This is a genomic window from Agarivorans sp. OAG1, assembly GCF_037076485.1.
Taxonomy (GTDB): domain Bacteria; phylum Pseudomonadota; class Gammaproteobacteria; order Enterobacterales; family Celerinatantimonadaceae; genus Agarivorans; species Agarivorans albus.
This window is the reverse complement of the sequence record NZ_AP028990.1, coordinates 558967-578821: the sequence shown is the minus strand read 5'-3', so window position 1 is coordinate 578821 and position 19855 is coordinate 558967. Positions and strand designations below refer to the sequence as shown.

Here is a 19855-nt window from a genome sequence, read left to right as displayed (position 1 = left end):
ACAACGTTGACGTTACAAGCTTGGAATTTGTTTATATCAGGGAATGGTTCACATTTATATGTTCGTAACTAAACGGTGCCTGCAAACATCGCTAGGATTAGCGGCGTTGCTTTCCAGCCTCAGTGCCTATGCAGAAACACCGTTATCTATGCCTCAGTGCCGAGCACACATCCCAGAACGCGTTAAATCCGGCCCGGTAGATCCTACCGCGCCTTATGTTATTGCCGCCGATGAGTTACATGCGAAACAAGGTGATAAAGCCAGTTTCAGCGGTAATGTTGAGTTCTCTCAAGGTCCTCGCGCATTAAAAGCCGAAAACACTGTATTAGATGAGCAAGCGCAAACCCTAAAAGCTAGCGGCAACATTGAGTTTCAAGATAACTTAGTGAGCGTGAAAAGTGATACTTTTGACGCCAACTTAAAAGATCATCAAGCCTCGCTTAACTCTGCTGAATACCAACTGTTTGAACAACAAGGTCGTGGCGAAGCCAGCAACCTGAAGATCAATGATGAGCAGAACTTATCATTAGAAGATGCCAGCTATACCGCTTGCCCCCCTGATGATGTTACTTGGGAAATTCGCGCAGAGAAAATTGATATCGACTCAAGTGAGCAGTGGGCCACCACAAAAAATGCCACTGTTAGGTTATTTAACGTGCCGGTAATGTACTTACCGTATTTCTCTTACCCCATCGGCGACCAACGCCACAGTGGCTTTTTATTTCCGAGTATCTCTACTTCAACCAAAAACGGTGTGGATGTCTCCACCCCTTACTACTGGAATATTGCTCCGAATTTTGATGCAACTATTACCCCACGTTTGATGACACGCCGTGGTTTACAACTGCAAACTGAATTCAGGTATTTGCTCGGGCAAAACAACGGTAACTTAAATGTAGAATATCTAGCCAATGACCGTGAACTAGACCGCGATCGATACTTACTTCACTGGGACCACAAAGGGCAATACCAGCGTCATTGGCGCTTTAATACTGATTACACCCGTATTAGTGATGATAACTACTTTAATGATTTGGGCGACAAGCTTGGAAAGGTTAACGAGAACCAATTGCTGCAAACGGGTGATGTGGGATATCACACCAAAAACTGGTACACAGAGCTGTTAGTGCAAGACTTTCAAGTACTTGGTAACACCGAGCAACCACATACTCTACTTCCGCAGTTAAGCTTTGTGGGTGACTGGGATTTAAACTGGCAAACGCTGCAGTTTGGCTTTGATTCAGAAATCAGTAATTTCACCCACAGTGACAGTAGCTTATACACTGCTCAACGGGTGCATTTTGAACCTAGTTTAAGCTTGCCATATGTGGTGCCAGCAGGCTTTTTCAAAGCTGACTTAGCCTTAATGCATACCTACTATAGCCAAGATAAAGGCAGTAACTTTGAGTATGATTATTTAGCCAGCTCGGTTAATCGCACCTTACCTAAAGTGAGTGTTCAAGGTGGCTTAAACTTCGATCGAAATACCCTTTGGTTTGGTGATAACTACACCCAAACCCTAGAACCGGTGATTAAATACTTGTATATCCCTTATACCAATCAAGATGATATTGGCATTTATGATACCGATAACCTGCAACAAGATTACTACGGCTTATTTAGAGACAAACGCTATAGCGGCTTAGACCGGATTGCCGATGCGAACCAAATCACTCTTGGGGTACATTCGCGCTTTTTGTCGCCCAGTAACCAAGAGACATTGCGTTTAAGTCTAGGTCAAATCATTTACTTTGAACCCAGCCGTACCACCTTAATTCCGGGTAGTGAGCCTTCTGATAACTCTAGCTCTGCGCTGGCTTTTGAAGCTGACGCCAATATTCAAAAAGATTGGTACGGACATACCGGCTTTCAAATCGACACTTTGGAAGGTCGACTTAACAAGGCCAATGCCGCTATAGAATGGCGCCCGGAAGCGCAAAAGCTGGTGCAAATGAATTACCGCTATTCGCAAGCCACTGAAACCATGGTTAGCGACGTAAACCAAGTAGGTACTAAGGTTGCTTGGCCAATTACCGATAGCGTTTCTGCTGTGGGTAGTTACTATCGCGACATGATTTTAGACCGCAGTATCGAAAGCTACTTGGGTGTTCAATATAACTCTTGTTGTTGGGGCATTCGCCTTACATATCAACGAGGCTTACAAAGCACCTATGTGGATGACTCCTCAGGCGTTGACCGAGTGGGCGAGTTTGACACCTCGCTACGCCTCGACTTTGAAATTAAAGGCTTAGGTGGCAGCGATACCAGTAGCCGAGAAGAAATGCTAGAAGGCGGCAATTTCAAATACGGGCGCCCCTTTTACCTCAACAATTAAAACCTTTAACCCAAATATGGTAGAGTAAGCGGCGTTTTGCTCGCAGTAATGATAGGAACGAAATGAAAAGATTAATTTTGCTTAGTGTAAGTATGTTTATGCTTGCTACTGGGCTGGTTCGGGCTCAAGAGCAATTGCTCGATAAAGTTGTCGCCATTGTCAATAATGATGTGATCACTCAGAGCCAAGTTGAAGAACTCACCAATAAAGTTCTGCGCAATGCCAAAGGGGCAGAACAAGAGCTACCACCTGAAGATGAATTACAACAACAAGTAATGGACAGGCTTATTTTGGAGAGTTTGCAACTTCAATTGGCCGACCGCCTGGGTATTAAAATTAGCGACAGCCAGTTAGAGAACACCATCGATAACATTATTGCTGGTGAAAACAAAAGTCGTGAAGAGTTCTTAGATGACTTAACCAAGCAAGGCATTAGCTATAACCAGTTTCGTGAAGATATTCGCACCGAAATTGTTCTTGGCGAAGTAGGTCGCAGCCAAGTACAGCGTCGAGTTAATGTGTCAGAGCAAGAAATTGACGCCTTAATGAAACTGATTGAAGAGCAAGATAAAGGCACTGTTCGCTATCATGTTGGTCACATTTTACTGCGTATCTCTAGTGACGAACAAGCCACTCAACAGCTGGCAGAGAGCCTAGTTCAACAGCTTAAAGATGGTGAAAACTTTAATCAATTGGCAATGACTCATTCACAAGGTCCTAAAGCCTTGGAAGGTGGTGATTGGGGGTGGATGACCATTGAAGAGATGCCTACTTTGTTTGCGGGTGTGGTAAGAAACCAGCACCAAGGGTCAGTAATGGGCCCTGTTCGCACAGATTCTGGTCTACATATTATTATGGTTTTAGACGCTGAAGGTTTACAAAAAGTAGAAACCTTGGAAGTCAACGCACGCCATATTCTGATTAAACCATCGATTATTCTAAGCGATAAAAAGGCGCAGAGTTTATTATCTGAGTTCCGCCAACAACTAATCTTAGGTGAAGTTACATTTGAAGAGCTAGCGCGCCAATACTCTGAAGACCCAGGCTCGGCCGTACGTGGTGGTGAATTGGGGTGGTCTGATCCTAGTGTATTTGTACCAGCATTCAGAGACACAGCAACACGTTTGGAGGTAGGAGAATTAAGCCAACCTTTCCGTTCTACCTTTGGCTGGCATTTAATGGAAGTACTCGACAAACGCACCACCGACACTACCAATAAAGCCAGCAAAAACCGTGCATATCAGATGATCTTCAATCGTAAGTTCAATGAAGAAACTCAATCATGGCAAGAAGAGCTCCGCGAAGAAGCCTACGTAGAGATATTGGACGGTGATGCATGAGTAAGGCCGTTGCAAGAATAGCCATCACCCCGGGTGAGCCAGCAGGTATTGGTCCAGATTTAGTGCTGGCCATTAGCCAGCGTGATTGGCCAATGGAGTTAGTGGTGGTTGCCGATCCTCGCTTGCTAAAAGAGCGTGCCAATGAGTTGGGAATGGATATTACTCTACTCCCCTTTCAGCCAGAACAAGCTGCTAAACCTCAAGCGGCTGGCACCTTAACGGTTGCGCCAATTGCGATGGCAAGTCCGGCGGTAGCAGGTCAGTTAGATGAGGCCAACGGCCACTATGTGCTAAATACCTTAAAATTTGCTAGTGATGGCAACATGAATGGCCAGTTTGCTGCGGTCGTTACTGGTCCCGTGCACAAGGGTATTATTAATAAAGCTGGCGTGTCTTTTAGTGGTCATACCGAATTTTTTGCCCAGCAATCGGGTACTGCCGATGTGGTTATGATGCTGGCAACCGAAGGCTTGCGGGTTGCCTTAGCAACCACTCACCTGCCCTTAGCCTATGTAGCCAAAGCCATTACTCACGAGCGCCTACACAATATTATCAGCATTTTACATCACGACCTGCAAACCAAGTTCGCGATTAAACAGCCTAAGATCTTTGTCTGTGGCCTAAACCCCCATGCCGGCGAAGATGGCCACCTTGGTCGCGAAGAGCTAGATATTATTATCCCTTTGCTTGATGAAATGCGTGAACAACATGGCATGAACTTAATCGGTCCATTACCTGCAGATACACTCTTCCAAGATAAGTATCTGGCAGAAGCTGATGCAGTATTAGCCATGTACCACGACCAAGGCCTACCAGTGCTAAAATATAAAGGTTTTGGCCAATCAGTAAATATTACCCTTGGCCTACCCTTTATACGAACCTCAGTTGACCATGGAACAGCCTTAGAGCTAGCGGGAACTGGGAAAGCCGATCATGGAAGTATGATTACCGCCATCGAACAAGCCATTGATATGGTAGAGCGAGAACATGAATAAACAAGTTCATCAAGGGCACCGCGCCCGTAAGCGTTTTGGTCAAAACTTCCTTAACAACGACTCCATTATTAGCCAAATTGTAGCGACAATTTATCCGCAATCAGGAGAAAACCTGGTTGAAATTGGTCCTGGTTTAGGTGCTTTAACTGAGCCAGTGGCCACCACTGCTGGCCACCTACAAGTGGTAGAGTTAGACCGCGATTTAGCTCAGCGCTTACGCGAGCACCCGACTCTAGCAAGTAAATTGACTATTCATGAAATTGATGCGCTTAAATTCGACTTCATGCAGTTAGCCAAGCCTGAGCAAAAAATGCGGGTATTCGGTAACTTGCCTTACAACATTTCTACACCGCTTATTTTCCACTTGCTTAGCTTTACTAGCGCTATTTCTGATATGCACTTTATGCTGCAAAAAGAAGTAGTGAAACGCATGGCTGCAGGCCCCGATAGCAAAGCGTACGGCCGTTTAAGTGTAATGACCCAAGTGCAATGTAATGTAATGCCAGCGCTAGAAGTACCGCCTGAAGCGTTCGCGCCACCACCAAAGGTTGATTCAGCAGTTGTACGCTTAGAGCCCTACGAAACGACTCTTTATCCGCTGAACTCATTGGCGACCCTAGATAGAGTGTGTAAAGAGGCCTTTAATCAGCGCCGTAAAACGATTCGTAATGCATTAGGCAATTTACTTACGGTTGAGCACCTCGCCGAGCTCGATTTAAAGCCCACGCTGCGACCAGAAAATTTAACTATTCAGCAATTTTGTGATATTGCTAATTACATTGATAAAAATCAGTTATTGCAGGCTTCTAGCAGCGATGAGTAATACTCCAGAATATGATTTGGATATTGAAGTTGAATCAGGTTTTTTACCTGAGCACTCTGTTCCAGAAAAACAACAATTCGCTTTTTTTTACACCATCACTATTCGCAACTGCAGCGCTGAAGCGCTACAACTATTGCGTCGCCATTGGGTAATCACCGATGGCGACGGTAAAGTAAATGAAGTGAAAGGCGACGGTGTAGTGGGTAAGCAACCCCACCTTAAGCCGGAAAAACCTTTTTCCTATACTAGCAGCGCAGTGTTAGCGACCGAAGTAGGCGTAATGCAAGGCAGTTACACCCTGATTGACGAAGCTGGTAACGAGTTTGAAGCGGAGATCCCACCGTTTCGTTTATCACTTCCAAATAAGCTTCACTAATTATAGGTGAGCCATGGCGACTTATTTTGTTGGTGACATCCAAGGTTGCTTGGATGAATTAAAAGCACTGTTAAAACAGTGCAAATTCTCCACTAAAAAAGATCAACTCTGGCTCGCCGGAGACTTAGTTGCTCGAGGCCCTAAATCTCTAGAAACCTTGCGCTTCGTTAAGGAGCTAGGCAGCTCTGCACAGATAGTTTTGGGTAATCACGATTTGCATTTGTTAGCGGTAGCCAACGGTATTCACCGGGCTAAACGTCGCGACAAGCTACAAGATTTACTCGAAGCCCCCGACAAAAACGAATTACTGTATTGGCTGCGCCAACAACCCTTAATTAAGAAGCACCCAGACTTCGATGTAGTAATGGTGCATGCGGGCATCTACCCCAAATGGAAAGTCAGCAAAGCACTCAAACTCGGCAAGGAAGTTCACAAACAGCTTTCAGGTAATGACTACTTATCGTTACTTAAGAATATGTACAGTAATGAACCCGCTCATTGGAGTGATGAACTAGTGGGGTATGACCGCCTGCGGTGCATTATCAATGTGTTTACCCGGATGCGTTATTGTTTCCCTGATGCTAGCCTTGATTTTGAATCAAAGCTGCCTCCCAACAAAAATACTAACCCTAACCTAAAACCTTGGTTTGAAATCCCCGGAAAGCACCTTAAAGAAACGCATATCGTATTTGGGCACTGGGCTGCGCTAATGGGCAAGAGTAAGCACGACTTAGTATCTGGGTTGGATACAGGCTGTGTATGGGGTAATCATTTATCTATGCTGCGCTGGGAAGACCAGCGCATGTACACTCAAGATTGCCTAGACAAAAATATAAGCAACTAAACGCGCTCTAAGGTAACAAACTCATAGTTGTAAGGATTTTTCTCATCAGCTAGGTGCTTTTCGCTAGCAAGTTGTTGCCATTGATACTGCTGGTAATCTGGGAAGTAGGCGTCTCCTTCTACCTCTTTCTCGATAAAAGTTAAATACAGGGTATCGGCAAACGCTAAACACTGTTGGTAAATATTTCCGCCACCAATAACCATCACCTCGGCTTCGTCTTTAACTAAATCTAAAGCCGCCTGAACGGTGTTAACTACCGTAACCCCCTCTATGACCAAATCCACATTGCGACTTACCACTATATTTAATCGACCCGGCAGTGGGCGACCAATTGACTGATAAGTTAAGCGCCCCATAATTACCGGCTTGCCCATAGTAACCGCTTTAAAATGCTTAAGATCGGCCGGTAAATGCCAAGGCATTTGGTTATCTTTGCCGATGACTCGTTGCTTCGCCATTGCGGCTATCATTGCTACTTTCACTGTTTTACCTTTTTTAAACTTAGGGCTCTAAACGATTGGCCGACCACGGTATATCACTACCGATGGTATCGCCAAGCCAAAACTCAAGGCCATTAAAATAAACATTGTTCTTAAACCATTTTCGATAATGGTAGCTAATAAAGGTTCACTAAAACCATTGCTGTATAAGCTAATAATGCCCACCATGGTAGTAAATGCATAACTACCCGGAATCATCGGAATAATAGAGGCTACCGTAAATACTGGCCGTGGAATTAAATAACGACGAGACCAATAAACGCCAATTAAGCCCACGCTGGTAGACGCCACTAAGGTTGCCCATTCGAGTGGTACTCCCCAGTAAATACATAAAGTTCTAAGGCTATGTGCAAACGCACCACCAATGGCACAAAAACCTAACATGCGAGTAGGCACATTAAACACCATAGCGAAGCCAACCGCAGGCACCGCTGAAAACAGCGCATCTTCGAGTAGTAATGCTAGTAATTCAATCATCTTATAACCACCCGCTTACGCCAGTAGCCCACATCGACAATGCGATTCCCATGGCCACGCCCAAACTAAGCAGAGAGGCAAAAAACCAGCGTGAGATCCCCATACTGATATGACCTTTAACCATGTCTGAAACAGCATTAATTAGTGGGAAACCTGGTACCAACAGTAACACCGAAGCTGCCATTACCGTTTGTGGCTGATTGCCTATATCATAACGCACCGCTAAACCCGCGATAGTAGTAGCAACAAAGGCGGTCATGCCAAAATTAAGAATGGGGTTATGGTGGCGATGCGCCATTTCTTGGCGAAACAACATAGCAACAGCAGAGGCGACAAAGGTCATTGCAAATACCGCCCAATCACCGCCAAATAATCGGCTAAAGCACGCGCAAGACATACCAATCATAAACACCACTAACCAGCGATTATGTTTGTATGGCTGCAAGCGTTCTAAACGTTTAACTACGTCATCAACATCTAATAGCTGCTTCTCCGCCATAATGGTGATCCGCTGCACTTCGCATACCATATGCATGTTAATGCCGCGATCGTACACCCGGCGAGTAGTTGTAATACAACGCCCTTGAGACAAACCTGTGAGGATCAGCGCATTAGCAGTGATTGCCAACTCTACGCTATCCAGCCCTAAGGCTTTGCCTAAACGGACTGTCGTTTCTTCAATTAGCTTACTTTCAGCGCCATGCTGCTGCATGATTCTGCCAGCTTGCACTGCAACACGACAAATTCGAGTTTGTTGTTCTAGAGAAATAGTACGAACCGGAGCCTGAACAGGCTCCGGAGAGTTTCTAAATGAGCGTAACATGTAACGATCCAAGTAATACTACCACTACAGATAGCTTACTATGGCTGGTAGATAACCTCTACATCATAATCGTCATCATCCCAATCATCATCGTCGTCTTCATCATCCCAATCTTCTTGGTTTGCTTTGTCGATTTGTTGTTGATGATAGTCATCCCACTGGAATTTAACTTCTTCACGCTCGGCCATTTCTTCTTCAACCACTGGTAGGGTTTCAATAAATTGACCAATCGCTTTACAAATGTCTTTAGTTCCATTGTTTTCTAAAGCAGAAATTGAGAAAACCTCACCTTGCCAATCTAGTGCTTCAATCACTTTTTGGCGGATCTCTTCAGCCTCTTCTTCAAGTACTAAGTCGACTTTATTAAATACCAACCAACGTGGTTTTTCGAATAGCTTTTCGCTGTATTGCTCTAGCTCGTTGATAATAGTGATGGCATTTTCCGCTGGGTCGCTACCATCAGCCGGCAGCACATCTACCATATGCAACAATACACGACAACGCTCTAGGTGCTTCAAGAAACGTACGCCAAGCCCAGCACCATCTGCTGCGCCTTCAATCAAACCGGGAATATCAGCAATAACAAAACCGCGGTTTTCTGATTGACGCACCACGCCTAAATTAGGGATAAGTGTGGTAAATGGGTAGTCTGCCACCTTAGGTTTAGCTGCAGATACGCTGCGAATAAATGTGGATTTACCCGCATTTGGCAAACCCAACATGCCTACGTCGGCAAGTAGCAATAGCTCCAATTGAAGGTTACGAACCTCACCGGGAGTACCGTTAGATTTACGACGAGGCGCACGGTTAGTACTGCTCTTAAAGCGAGTATTACCTAAACCATGAAAACCACCTTTAGCTACCAACAAACGTTGTTTATGTTGGGTAAGATCGCCAAGGATCTCTCCAGTGTCTTGATCACGCGCTCGCGTACCAACCGGCACAGGCAACTCTAAATCCTCACCACGCTTACCGGTACAATTAGAACCCTGGCCATTTTCGCCACGCTCTGCTTTATGAAAACGTTCAAAGCGGTAATCAATCAAGGTGTTTAGGTTTTCATCGGCAACTAAATATACACTGCCGCCATCTCCGCCATCACCACCATCAGGACCGCCACGTGGAACATACTTCTCCCGACGGAAACTAATGGTGCCGTTGCCGCCGTCACCTGCGTCTACTTTAATTACCGCTTCATCTACAAATTTCATTTTTCACTCCAGCATTATCGCTTAACTATAATGCACCACGCCTACTTCGTAAGCGAAATAGTGGTTTCTTGGAAAAAAAAAGCCCCGCAGTTGCGGGGCTTTTCAAATATCGAGTTGGACGTTTATTCAGCTTCGATGCTTACAAACTTACGGTTTTTAGGACCTTTAACTTCAAATTTCACTTTGCCTTCGGCAGTTGCGAAAAGAGTATGGTCTTTACCGATACCAACGTTAGAGCCAGCGTGGAACTTAGTACCACGTTGACGAACAATAATGCTACCCGCTAATACAGACTCGCCACCGAAACGCTTAACACCTAGGCGTTTGCTTTCCGAATCGCGACCGTTACGAGTACTACCACCAGCCTTTTTATGTGCCATGAGTATTTTCCTCTAAATTAACCGTTAATGCCTGTAATGCGAACTTCAGTGAACCACTGACGGTGGCCCTGTTGCTTACGTGAATGCTTACGACGACGGAACTTAACGATTTTAACTTTATCGCCACGACCATGAGAAACAACTTCAGCTGTTACTTTGGTACCATCTACATAAGGTGCGCCTACTTTAACGTCTTCGCCATTAGCAACTAGTAATACGTTATCAAATTCAACTGTGTTACCAGTCTCAACGTCTAGTTTCTCAAGGCGAAGTGTTTGACCTTCGGCCACACGGTGCTGTTTACCACCACTTAGGATAACCGCGTACATTTTCTTCAAACTCCGCTTACACCTGATATTTCAAGGTGTCTATAATTCTCAACAATGACGGCGGATTCTACGGAAAAAGATCTGTTCCCGCAAGGGGAATTTCAAAAAAGTTTAAAAATCACGCAAGGCCAAGAATTTTAAGCGGTGAAAGCTGCTTAAACAAAGGAATTGAGATACTATTACAGCATTAAATTATCACCATAATATTGCTGAATCATCGGCAACAACCTCTAATAAGAAATTATGCAATTGGATGCGATAAAAAAGCTGTCTGATCAAGACATGTCTGCGGTAAACGAGCTTATCTTTAAAGAACTCGAATCAGATGTGGCTCTTATAAACCAAATCTCTTTTTATATTGTAAATAGTGGTGGCAAAAGGATCCGACCGCTGTTGACCGTATTGGCAGCGCGAGCTTTAGGTTATCAGCAAGATCAACACATCAAACTTGCGGCCATTATTGAATTCATTCATACCTCTACTCTCTTACACGATGATGTAGTTGATGAATCCGAATTACGCCGCGGTAAAGATACTGCCAATGCACGCTTTGGCAACGCAGCCAGTGTATTAGTTGGCGACTTCCTCTACTCACGCTCTTTCCAGTTAATGACCCAACTGCAAAACCTTAAAGTGATGGACATACTAGCCGATGCCACCAATGTAATTGCGGAAGGTGAAGTATTACAGCTAATTAACTGCAACGACCCTGATACAGATGAAGCACGTTACTTTGAAGTTATTTATTGCAAAACAGCCAAATTGTTTGAAGCGGCGACTCGCTTAGCAGCAGTAATTGGTGAACAAAGCGCTGAGATAGAACTTGCAATGCAAGACTACGGCAAATACCTAGGCACAGCATTTCAAATTATGGATGATGTATTGGATTATGTTGCAGACCAAGCCGAGATGGGCAAAAACGTGGGTGACGACCTAGCAGAAGGTAAACCAACCCTACCGCTTATCTACGCTATGGAACAAGCTGAGCCAGCCGATAAGGCGCTAATTAGCGAAGCCATTAAACAAGGCGGCTCGCGCGACCAACTCGACGCGATATTAGCGATTCTAGACAAAACCAAGGCACTTGATTACTGCCGAGAGCGCGCAGCAGAAGAAGCACAAAAAGCGATTGACGCTTTAGCCTTGATTGCTGACAGTGACTACAAACAAGCACTAATGAGCCTAGCCAATATCGCAGCCGACCGTGCCGCTTAGCTAGTTTTAATAAATAGATACAAAAAAGGCTGCCTAAGGGCAGCCTTTTTATTAGCTCAACATTAATTAAGCAAAAGGATGGCGTAAAATAATAGTTTCTACGCGATCTGGGCCAGTTGAAATGATGTCAACCGGCACTTCTAATAGCTCTTCAATGCGCGCTATGTAGTTTAATGCTGCTTGTGGCAGTTGCTCGCGAGCAGTTACACCAAAGGTGTTCTCCGACCAACCAGGCATTGATTCATACACAGGCTCAGCCACTTCGTAACCTTCAGCTGCCATAGGCGGTACTGAAAGCACATCGCCATTAGGCATTTTGTAACCGGTACAAATCTTTAACTCTTCCAAGCCATCTAGCACATCAAGTTTGGTTAAACACAAACCTGACAGGCTGTTAATTTGTACTGCGCGACGCATAGTTACTGCGTCTAACCAACCACAACGGCGTTTACGGCCAGTGGTTGCACCAAACTCATGACCTTTCACACCTAAGTGTTGGCCGATGTCATCATCAAGCTCTGTAGGGAAAGGACCAGAACCCACACGCGTGGTGTAAGCCTTAGTAATGCCCAAAACATAATCTAAATGGCAAGGGCCAAAACCACTACCTGTAGCTACGCCACCCGCAGTAGTGTTTGATGAAGTAACAAACGGATAGGTACCGTGGTCAATGTCTAATAAAGTGCCTTGAGCACCTTCAAACATAATTGAGTCACCACGACGACGAGCCTTGTCTAGCAAGTCAGTAACGTCTGTTACCATAGCCGTAATTACTGGCGCCATCTTGGTCATTTGCTCAAGCACTTCTTCATAACTTACGCTTGGCGCGTCGTAGTAATGATTAAGTTGGAAGTTATGGTACTCCATCACTTCTTTTAGCTTGGTAGCAAATTGCTCCATGTCGAACAAATCGCCAACACGTAAACCGCGACGAGCAACTTTATCTTCATAAGCAGGACCGATACCACGACCAGTAGTACCAATAGCGTTTTTACCACGCGCTTTTTCGCGCGCCATGTCTAAGGCAACATGGTAAGGCAAAATTAGAGGACAAGCTTCACTGATCACCAAGCGTTCTTTTACAGGAACGCCGCGCTCTTCGAGCATAGCCATTTCTTTAAATAGCGCATCAGGTGCTAATACCACGCCATTACCAATTACACAGGTAACGTTATCGCGAAGTACACCAGATGGTATTAAGTGGAGGACAGTTTTTTCACCGTCAATAACTAAGGTATGACCAGCATTGTGACCGCCTTGATAGCGCACCACATAGCTTGATTTGTCGGTAAGTAAGTCTACGATCTTACCCTTGCCTTCGTCTCCCCATTGGGAGCCAAGGATCACTACGTTCTTTCCCATTGTCTTTTGTCGTCTCAGTTAAAAAGCGATTCTAGCAGAAATCGGACAGTCAAGGGGTGCATGTTATACCGATTTTATGTGCCAAGGTCAAAGATTAATCACATACAAGAGTATAATAGAAACACCCACTAAGCCGAGTCCAATTTGCCGAATATTACTCGCCGGCGCTTCCGATAAAGTTTTTAGTAGACGTTTCCAACGCTTAGGAAACAATAAAGGCCCTAGGCCTTCGATAAGGCACACTAGAGCCAATGCAAGTAATACAGAATCTGTCATAAAAAAGCCCAGCGTTAACTGGGCCCTCAGTATTATTGTTTCGCAGGTTCTTTCATATAACGGAAGAATTCGCTATCTGGTTCTAGCACCATTACGTCTCCACCGTTATCGAAACTGGTGCGATAAGCCATTAAACTACGCCAGAACTTATAGAACTCTGGGTTCTTAGTATAAGCGTCTGCGTAAATTTTAGCGGCTGTTGCATCACCTTCACCACGCATTTCGCGACCACGCTTATCTGCATCGGCCAGCAATACATTTACACGGCGGTCAACATTAGCGCGAATAATCTCGGCTTGCTCTTGACCTTGCGAACGGTGCTCTTTAGCTACTGCTAAACGTTCTGCACGCATCCGTTGGTAAATACTACTACTTACTTCATCAGGTAAGTTGATTTGCTTAATACGCACATCGGTAACTTCGATACCAATCTCAGAAGAGCGCGCCATACGTTTAAGCGCATCTTCCATTACTTGGCCACGTTCACCAGATACGATATCGCGAATAGTACGCGCACCAATTTCGCTACGAAGACCATTGTTAATCTTACGCGTTAACAGAGACTCGGCTTGTAGCACCGAACCACCTGTTGATAGGTAGAATTGTGAAAAATCTGCGATTCGCCATTTCACGTAAGAATCAATGATTAAGTCTTTTTTCTCAGAGGTTACAAAACGGTCAGCGTTGCCATCTAAAGTTTGAATACGTGCATCTAAAGTACGCACAGAATCAATAAATGGAACCTTAAACTGTAAACCCGGTGGGTAAACCTTGGTTGCGCCATCAGCGGTACGTTTTACTTTACCAAACTGAATAACAATACCGCGCTCGCCTTCATTCACTACAAATACCGACGAGTAACCCACTAACAAGGCTAAAATAATGCCAAAAATAGCTAATTGTTTCATGGCTTAGTTTCTCCCCGAACTAGAGCGGTCACTGCTTCGAATCGACGAAGGGCGTGACGGAATCGAGCTAGCAGGCTCTGAACTTATAGTAGATGGTTTATTGCCCGAGCTAGATTTACGTTGAGTAGGCTGCTGGCCTTGCTCCATTAGCTTGTCGATAGGCAAGTAAAGCATGTTGCTGTTATTTGAAGCATCAATCAGCACTTTGTTCGACTTACCGTAAATCTCTTCCATCGTCTCTAGGTATAAACGGTGGCGAGTTACGTCTGGCGCATTTTCGTACTCTGGAAGCAATTGCTCAAAACGAGCCACTTCACCTTGTGCACGTAATACAATCTGCTCTTGATAACCTTGGGCTTCTTGCTCAATACGCTGAACTCGACCACGTGCTCGTGGTTCAATTTCACGTTGATAAGCTTCAGCTTCACGAATGAAACGCTGTTCATCTTCTTGTGCAGAGATAGCATCATCAAAGGCATCTTTAACTTCTTCTGGCGGACGAGCCGGCAGGAAGTTCACGTCAACCACTTCAATACCTAAGTTATAAGGTTCGATGATTTTGTTTAATAAGGCTTCGGTTTCGCTACGTACAACTTCACGACCCGTGGTTAAAATATCATCCATGGTGGTGTGACCAATCACGTAACGTAAGGCACTGTCGGTAGCTTGTGCCAAGCTATCATCTGGCGCAGTCACACTAAACAGGTAAGCATGTGGACGAACCACTTTGTACTGCACATCCATCTCTACACGTACAACGTTTTCGTCTTCAGTCAGCATAAAGCCCGATGCAGGTAAAGAACGAATAGCCTCTACGTTCACTGGAATCACTTCTTGAACAAAGGTTGCTTTCCAGTTCAAACCAGAATCTACCAAACCTGATTCAGGATCGTATTTACCAAAGGTAAGAATTACGCCCTTTTCCGCTTCTTTAATGGTGTAGAAACCGCTCGCTACCCAAATAACAGCCAAGATGACCACTACTACAGCAATGCCAAAACCACTCACACCACCGCTGCTGCCACCAGATGATGGCTTTTTACCACCACCAAAAATGCCACCAAACTTACGGCTTAGCTTAGTAATTACTTCATCTAAATCAGGCGGACCCTGATTACCATTCTTATTGTTATTGCCCCAAGGGTCACGGTCACCGCCGCCACCTTTGTTGCCAGGCTCATTCCAGGCCATCTGTGTCTCCAGAAATTAAAGTTAATGCCTACTCACATTGAGCAATAAAACTTTCCAAACTATGGTCGAACTGTTTATCTAACCGTTGCCATGCAATAGCATCAAGTCGGATATCTACAACGATATTTCCTTCATCGTCTAAACGTTCACCTGCTACGCAGTCTAACTGATACAGACGACTACGCAAGCGCCCTTCGCTAGGAGGCAAACGTAAAGTGTGGTTAACCATATCTCCGACCAAACGTTCGCTGATTGCCTTAAACAACAAAGGCAAACCTTCTCCCGTTAACGCCGATACCCACACTTTTTGGGGTAAACCTTGGTCATCACGCTCAATGCGTGGACTCATATCAGGGTGTTGATCTACTTTATTGTAGACTTGCAAGAAAGGGATCTCTCCTGCCCCTATTTCATCTAATACTACCTCAACCTGCTCAACGTTTTCAGCCATTCTTTCATCACTACAATCAATCACATGTAATAATAGCTGGGCTTCTCGGGTTTCGGTTAGGGTGGCTTTAAAAGCCGCCACTAGGTCATGAGGAAGGTGGCGTATAAAGCCCACAGTATCGGCAAGTATCACCTTACCTACATCCTCAATATCGATTTTCCGTAGTGTTGGATCTAGGGTTGCAAACAACTGATCTGCGGCATAAACCTTAGATTCAGTAATTCGATTAAACAAGGTCGACTTACCTGCATTGGTGTAGCCAGCTAAGGAGACAGTGGGTAACTCGGCACGTTGCCTTGCTCTTCTGCCCTGCTCTCGTTGTTTACCAACCTTTTCTAAACGCTGTTGAATTTGTTTAATACGCGCGCGCAATAAACGTCGATCGGTTTCTAACTGAGTTTCACCTGGACCACGTAAACCGATACCGCCCTTTTGTCTTTCTAGGTGAGTCCAGCCGCGTATTAATCGGGTCGACATATGGCGCAATTGCGCTAGCTCAACTTGCAACTTACCTTCGTGGGTTCGCGCGCGTTGGGCAAAAATATCTAAAATGAGGGTGGTACGATCTAAAACCCGCGCCTCACAGAGCATTTCTAAGTTTCGCTCCTGTGCTGGCGATAAAGCGTGATTAAAAATAATCACATCCGCTTGGGCACTTTTCACTAATTCTGCGATTTCTTCTGCTTTTCCGGCACCTACAAAGTACTTAGGGTGGGGAGAAACTCGGCTACCGGTGATGGTAGCCACCGCATTTACGCCTGCAGAGCTGACTAACATCTTCAGCTCTTCCAGGTCTTCTCGCTCATCTTCGTCACTAAAATTTACATGTACTAAGATGGCTTGTTCACCTGCTTCATAACGGTCAAACAAGCTATTTTACTCCTTGGCAATTACCAAGGCTGATAAGCCTTCGCAAATGCTATTCGTCGTTCTTCGAGTCGTCAGATACTGGGGTATGGTGTGGAACAGCGCGAGCTGGTACCACAGTAGAGATAGCATGTTTGTATACCATCTGGCTGACAGTGTTCTTCAACAAGATGACAAACTGATCAAATGATTCAACTTGGCCTTGCAACTTAATACCGTTTACTAAATAAATTGAAACGGGAATACGCTCACGTCGTAACGCATTCAAAAATGGGTCTTGTAATGATTGCCCCTTCGCCATGTTATTGTTCCTTTTTTCTTATTAATTAATTGGCATAGATCAAATTCGATTATATACCACTAACTTGGAGCCTTATAGCGACAATTTCAAGTATCACTTAGCGAATTAGTAATTATTTTGTTATTTCTTGGATCACCACTCTGTAACCAAGTGAGATTTGACCAGCTTTTTAACCAATTCATTTGTTTTTTAGCCAGTTGCCGTGTAGCCACTACACCACGAAATACCATTTCATCATAATCCATCTCGCCACTTAGATATTGCCACATTTGACGATACCCAACGCTCCGCATAGACGGCAAACTTAAATCTAAATCCCCCCTCTGCATCAGCGATTTGACCTCGGCTTCAAAGCCAAGTTCCAACATCATCTTAAATCGCACTTCTATTAGATGGTGCAGTTGAGCTTTTTCTTTCGGCGCTATAGCAAACTGGTGGATTTTATAAGGTAAGGCCGCAACCGGTTGATTATTAATCTCAGTCAGAGATTTACCGGTTAAACGATATACTTCAACCGCCCTCATTAAGCGCTGATGATCGTTTACATTGATCCTTGCTGCAGAGGTGGGATCGTATTGGCTAAGTTCTTGATGCAAACTTTCCCAAGAACCATCTGCTGCTTGCTGCTGAATCTCATTGCGTAAGGCTGCATCTGCTTCTGGCAAATCAGCAATGCCGTCCACTAAGGCTTTAAAATACAACATAGTGCCGCCCACCAACAACGGGACATTACCACGCGCATGAATGGCATCAATTTGCTCGAGAACATCGCGGCGAAAATCGGCGGCTGAATACACTTCAGTAGGATCGCAAATATCAATTAGAGCATGCGGGGCTTGCTGCTGTTCTTCGGCAGTTGGCTTAGCGGTGCCGATATCCATGCCACGATAGATTAATGCAGAATCAACACTAACCAATTCAGCGCCCATTTGCTGATGAAGCTGAATAGCTAAAGCGGTTTTGCCTGAGGCTGTAGGCCCCATCAACGTAATAACAGGCAGGCTAGTTGTCATGATTGAAACTCTCGATGCTGGCACTTAAATCCACCGCTCGCCATAGATGCTTAGGCAGTTGACTCGGATAGTGACTATGCAATTGTTGGCTTAACTCTATCGCCTGTTGCCAAGTGTGCTCTTTAGGTTTGCTTTGTAGCTTAATTAGCCCACTTAACAAGGCTTCGGCTTGCTGCCATTCTGAATCCGGAAGCTGACTCATTGCCGTTAATAAACTTGGGATTAACTGAGCAAAGTCAGCTTTGCGTATCAACTTTGGCACTTGAGCCACGATAACTTGCTGCTTGTTAGCAATATTAAACACAAAGCCGATACGCCGCAGTGCTTCTTGTTGTTGGCTTAGTAAAAGATGCGTCGGCTCATCTAAAGCTAGTTTTAGCGGCAATAGCAAAGGAACGCTATCTAATCCTTGCGGCCACTGCTGCATTGCTTGGGTATAGGCCAAGTGTTGCTGGCAAGCCCAAAGGTCTAGCAATATCAACTTCTCGCCAGTACGCGCTAATAAATAGGCGCTTTCAACTAAATGCAAAGGATAAAGCGCAGCGGCCTGTGGCTTAGCACTCTCAGAACTCACTTGGCTAGTAGAGTCTGCTCTAGTTGCTTCACGAGTAAAATCAGCAGAACTGCTCAACCACTGATGATTAGCTGATAATTCTGAGGGTCGCGGCTTATCAGCTCGCTGTAAGCTAGACTGGTAGCTCTGACGACCTTCGCTCACTCTAGGCGTGGCAGGAGCTGCACTGGTGTAGCTATGAGCAACTTGCGCTAGTGGTGGAGCGAACATTTCATTTACCGGTTCATCTTGGCAAACCTGCAGTTCGCCAGTGTGATTATGGGCCGGTATTTTGCTCAAGGCTGATGCCAATACTTGTACGATGTAGTCATGTACCAAACGGGCTTGATGAAAGCGCACTTCATGTTTAGCCGGGTGCACATTCACATCGACTTGGTCTAATGGCAACTCCAGAAATAATACATAACTGGCATATTGTTCATCGGGTAAATACGCCGCAAATGCTTGACGAATAGCGTGTTGTAGCAACTTGTCGCGCATCATCCGACCATTCACATAAAAATACTGCTGGTCGTTTTGCGCACGTGCCACTTCCGGTAAACCTAACCAACCGTGTAAACGTAGTTGGTCATGCTGATTATCTAGATGCAAACAGTGGTTAGCAAAAGGGGCACCAAATACTGTGCTTACTCGCTTCAGTTGCTTATCCAAGTCTGTGGCTATGCGATACTGACGGATTAATTTGCCATTGTGTTTTAAACTTAGCGCCACATCAAAGCGGCTTAAGGCTAAACGTTTCAACAGCTCATCAATGTGCGAAAACTCGGTTTTCTCAGTGCGTAAAAACTTGCGCCGTGCAGGCGTATTAAAAAACAAATCGAGCACTTCTACCGAACTGCCAATTGGATGGGCGCAGGGTTGCAAACTAACTTGCATGTCACGACCAGCAGCTTGAGCTTGCCAAGCTTGTTCTTGCTCAGCAGTACGAGAACTTAAACTTAAGCGAGAAACCGAGCTAATACTTGCCAAAGCCTCTCCGCGAAAACCCAAGGTGGCTATCGCACTTAAATCATCAAGGCTGTCTATTTTGCTGGTTGCATGGCGACTAAGCGCTAAACCCAACTGCTCTTTAGCAATGCCGCTGCCGTTGTCGCGAATTAGTATGCGCTTTGCCCCACCCTTATCAATTTCGATATCGATACGTGTTGCGCCGGCATCAAGGCAGTTTTCAATTAGCTCTTTAACTACCGAAGCAGGACGTTCTACCACTTCTCCGGCAGCAATTTGGTTAGCCAGCTGTGCTGGCAATATTTGAATAGGCATC

20 protein-coding genes are annotated in these 19855 nt (G+C 45.0%); 7 read left to right on the top strand and 13 right to left on the bottom strand.

Annotated elements, in window-relative coordinates; genetic code table 11:
- Positions 1 to 106: 106 nt before the first annotated feature.
- The 6 genes from lptD to OAG1_RS02770 all read left to right on the top strand — a co-directional run bounded on the left by lptD (position 107) and on the right by OAG1_RS02770 (position 6713).
- Complete coding sequence (gene lptD / locus OAG1_RS02795; RefSeq protein WP_338623742.1) at positions 107 to 2335, top strand: LPS assembly protein LptD; 2229 nt, start codon at positions 107 to 109, stop codon at positions 2333 to 2335.
- A 62-nt stretch (positions 2336 to 2397) separates the two neighbouring features.
- Positions 2398 to 3675 carry a peptidylprolyl isomerase SurA gene (gene surA, locus OAG1_RS02790; protein WP_338623740.1) on the top strand — a complete coding sequence of 426 codons (1278 nt, stop codon included), beginning with the start codon at positions 2398 to 2400 and terminating at the stop codon, positions 3673 to 3675.
- Positions 3672 to 4670 (top strand): 4-hydroxythreonine-4-phosphate dehydrogenase PdxA, encoded by a 999-nt coding sequence (gene pdxA, locus OAG1_RS02785; protein ID WP_338623738.1) that lies wholly within the window; start codon positions 3672 to 3674, stop codon positions 4668 to 4670. Before surA ends, pdxA begins: the two co-directional genes overlap by 4 nt.
- A complete protein-coding gene (gene rsmA, locus OAG1_RS02780; protein ID WP_338623736.1) occupies positions 4663 to 5493 on the top strand; it encodes a 16S rRNA (adenine(1518)-N(6)/adenine(1519)-N(6))-dimethyltransferase RsmA in 831 nt (276 codons plus the stop codon). The genes pdxA and rsmA overlap by 8 nt, the downstream gene beginning before the upstream one ends.
- Positions 5486 to 5869, top strand: a complete 384-nt coding sequence (gene apaG, locus OAG1_RS02775; RefSeq protein ID WP_016403735.1) for a Co2+/Mg2+ efflux protein ApaG — start codon at positions 5486 to 5488, stop codon at positions 5867 to 5869. Before rsmA ends, apaG begins: the two co-directional genes overlap by 8 nt.
- A gap of 13 nt (positions 5870 to 5882) precedes the next feature.
- Entirely contained in the window at positions 5883 to 6713 is an 831-nt protein-coding gene (locus OAG1_RS02770; protein WP_338623733.1) for a symmetrical bis(5'-nucleosyl)-tetraphosphatase, read from the top strand.
- Here OAG1_RS02770 and folA read toward each other — a convergent pair.
- The 6 genes from folA to rplU all read right to left on the bottom strand — a co-directional run bounded on the left by folA (position 6710) and on the right by rplU (position 10433).
- Positions 6710 to 7195 carry a type 3 dihydrofolate reductase gene (gene folA, locus OAG1_RS02765; RefSeq protein ID WP_338623731.1) on the bottom strand — a complete coding sequence of 162 codons (486 nt, stop codon included), beginning with the start codon at positions 7193 to 7195 and terminating at the stop codon, positions 6710 to 6712. The genes OAG1_RS02770 and folA overlap by 4 nt on opposite strands.
- Positions 7196 to 7222: 27 nt before the next feature.
- Positions 7223 to 7690 (bottom strand): threonine/serine exporter family protein, encoded by a 468-nt coding sequence (locus OAG1_RS02760; protein ID WP_016403738.1) that lies wholly within the window; start codon positions 7688 to 7690, stop codon positions 7223 to 7225.
- A 1-nt stretch (position 7691) separates the two neighbouring features.
- Complete coding sequence (locus tag OAG1_RS02755; RefSeq protein ID WP_016403739.1) at positions 7692 to 8513, bottom strand: threonine/serine exporter family protein; 822 nt, start codon at positions 8511 to 8513, stop codon at positions 7692 to 7694.
- Between the two features lie 38 nt (positions 8514 to 8551).
- The gene (gene cgtA / locus OAG1_RS02750) at positions 8552 to 9724 is read right to left on the bottom strand and encodes an Obg family GTPase CgtA (RefSeq protein ID WP_016403740.1); all 1173 of its coding nucleotides are present in this window, start codon (positions 9722 to 9724) and stop codon (positions 8552 to 8554) included.
- Positions 9725 to 9846: 122 nt separating this feature from the next.
- Complete coding sequence (gene rpmA / locus OAG1_RS02745) at positions 9847 to 10104, bottom strand: 50S ribosomal protein L27 (protein WP_016403741.1); 258 nt, start codon at positions 10102 to 10104, stop codon at positions 9847 to 9849.
- A gap of 17 nt (positions 10105 to 10121) precedes the next feature.
- A complete protein-coding gene (gene rplU / locus OAG1_RS02740; RefSeq protein WP_016403742.1) occupies positions 10122 to 10433 on the bottom strand; it encodes a 50S ribosomal protein L21 in 312 nt (103 codons plus the stop codon).
- 243 nt (positions 10434 to 10676) lie between these two features.
- Between rplU and ispB the strand changes: the two genes are divergently transcribed.
- The gene (ispB, locus tag OAG1_RS02735; protein ID WP_338623727.1) at positions 10677 to 11648 is read left to right on the top strand and encodes an octaprenyl diphosphate synthase; all 972 of its coding nucleotides are present in this window, start codon (positions 10677 to 10679) and stop codon (positions 11646 to 11648) included.
- A gap of 66 nt (positions 11649 to 11714) precedes the next feature.
- Here the strand turns inward: ispB and OAG1_RS02730 are convergent, their stop codons facing one another.
- From OAG1_RS02730 to mutL, 7 genes are all read right to left on the bottom strand, one after another.
- Complete coding sequence (locus OAG1_RS02730) at positions 11715 to 13010, bottom strand: adenylosuccinate synthase (protein ID WP_040307643.1); 1296 nt, start codon at positions 13008 to 13010, stop codon at positions 11715 to 11717.
- A gap of 308 nt (positions 13011 to 13318) precedes the next feature.
- Positions 13319 to 14194 carry a protease modulator HflC gene (gene hflC / locus OAG1_RS02725; protein WP_016403745.1) on the bottom strand — a complete coding sequence of 292 codons (876 nt, stop codon included), beginning with the start codon at positions 14192 to 14194 and terminating at the stop codon, positions 13319 to 13321.
- 3 nt (positions 14195 to 14197) lie between these two features.
- Positions 14198 to 15385: an FtsH protease activity modulator HflK gene (hflK, locus tag OAG1_RS02720; RefSeq protein ID WP_016403746.1), complete on the bottom strand. Its 1188-nt coding sequence runs from the start codon at positions 15383 to 15385 to the stop codon at positions 14198 to 14200.
- Positions 15386 to 15413: 28 nt separating this feature from the next.
- Positions 15414 to 16706, bottom strand: coding sequence for a ribosome rescue GTPase HflX (gene hflX, locus OAG1_RS02715; protein WP_152785517.1), 1293 nt, complete (start codon positions 16704 to 16706; stop codon positions 15414 to 15416).
- 49 nt (positions 16707 to 16755) lie between these two features.
- Complete coding sequence (hfq, locus tag OAG1_RS02710; protein ID WP_016403748.1) at positions 16756 to 17004, bottom strand: RNA chaperone Hfq; 249 nt, start codon at positions 17002 to 17004, stop codon at positions 16756 to 16758.
- Between the two features lie 86 nt (positions 17005 to 17090).
- Complete coding sequence (gene miaA, locus OAG1_RS02705) at positions 17091 to 18017, bottom strand: tRNA (adenosine(37)-N6)-dimethylallyltransferase MiaA (protein ID WP_338623721.1); 927 nt, start codon at positions 18015 to 18017, stop codon at positions 17091 to 17093.
- Positions 18007 to 19854 carry a DNA mismatch repair endonuclease MutL gene (mutL, locus tag OAG1_RS02700; protein WP_338623719.1) on the bottom strand — a complete coding sequence of 616 codons (1848 nt, stop codon included), beginning with the start codon at positions 19852 to 19854 and terminating at the stop codon, positions 18007 to 18009. The genes miaA and mutL overlap by 11 nt, the downstream gene beginning before the upstream one ends.
- Between the last annotated feature and the right edge of the window lies 1 nt (position 19855).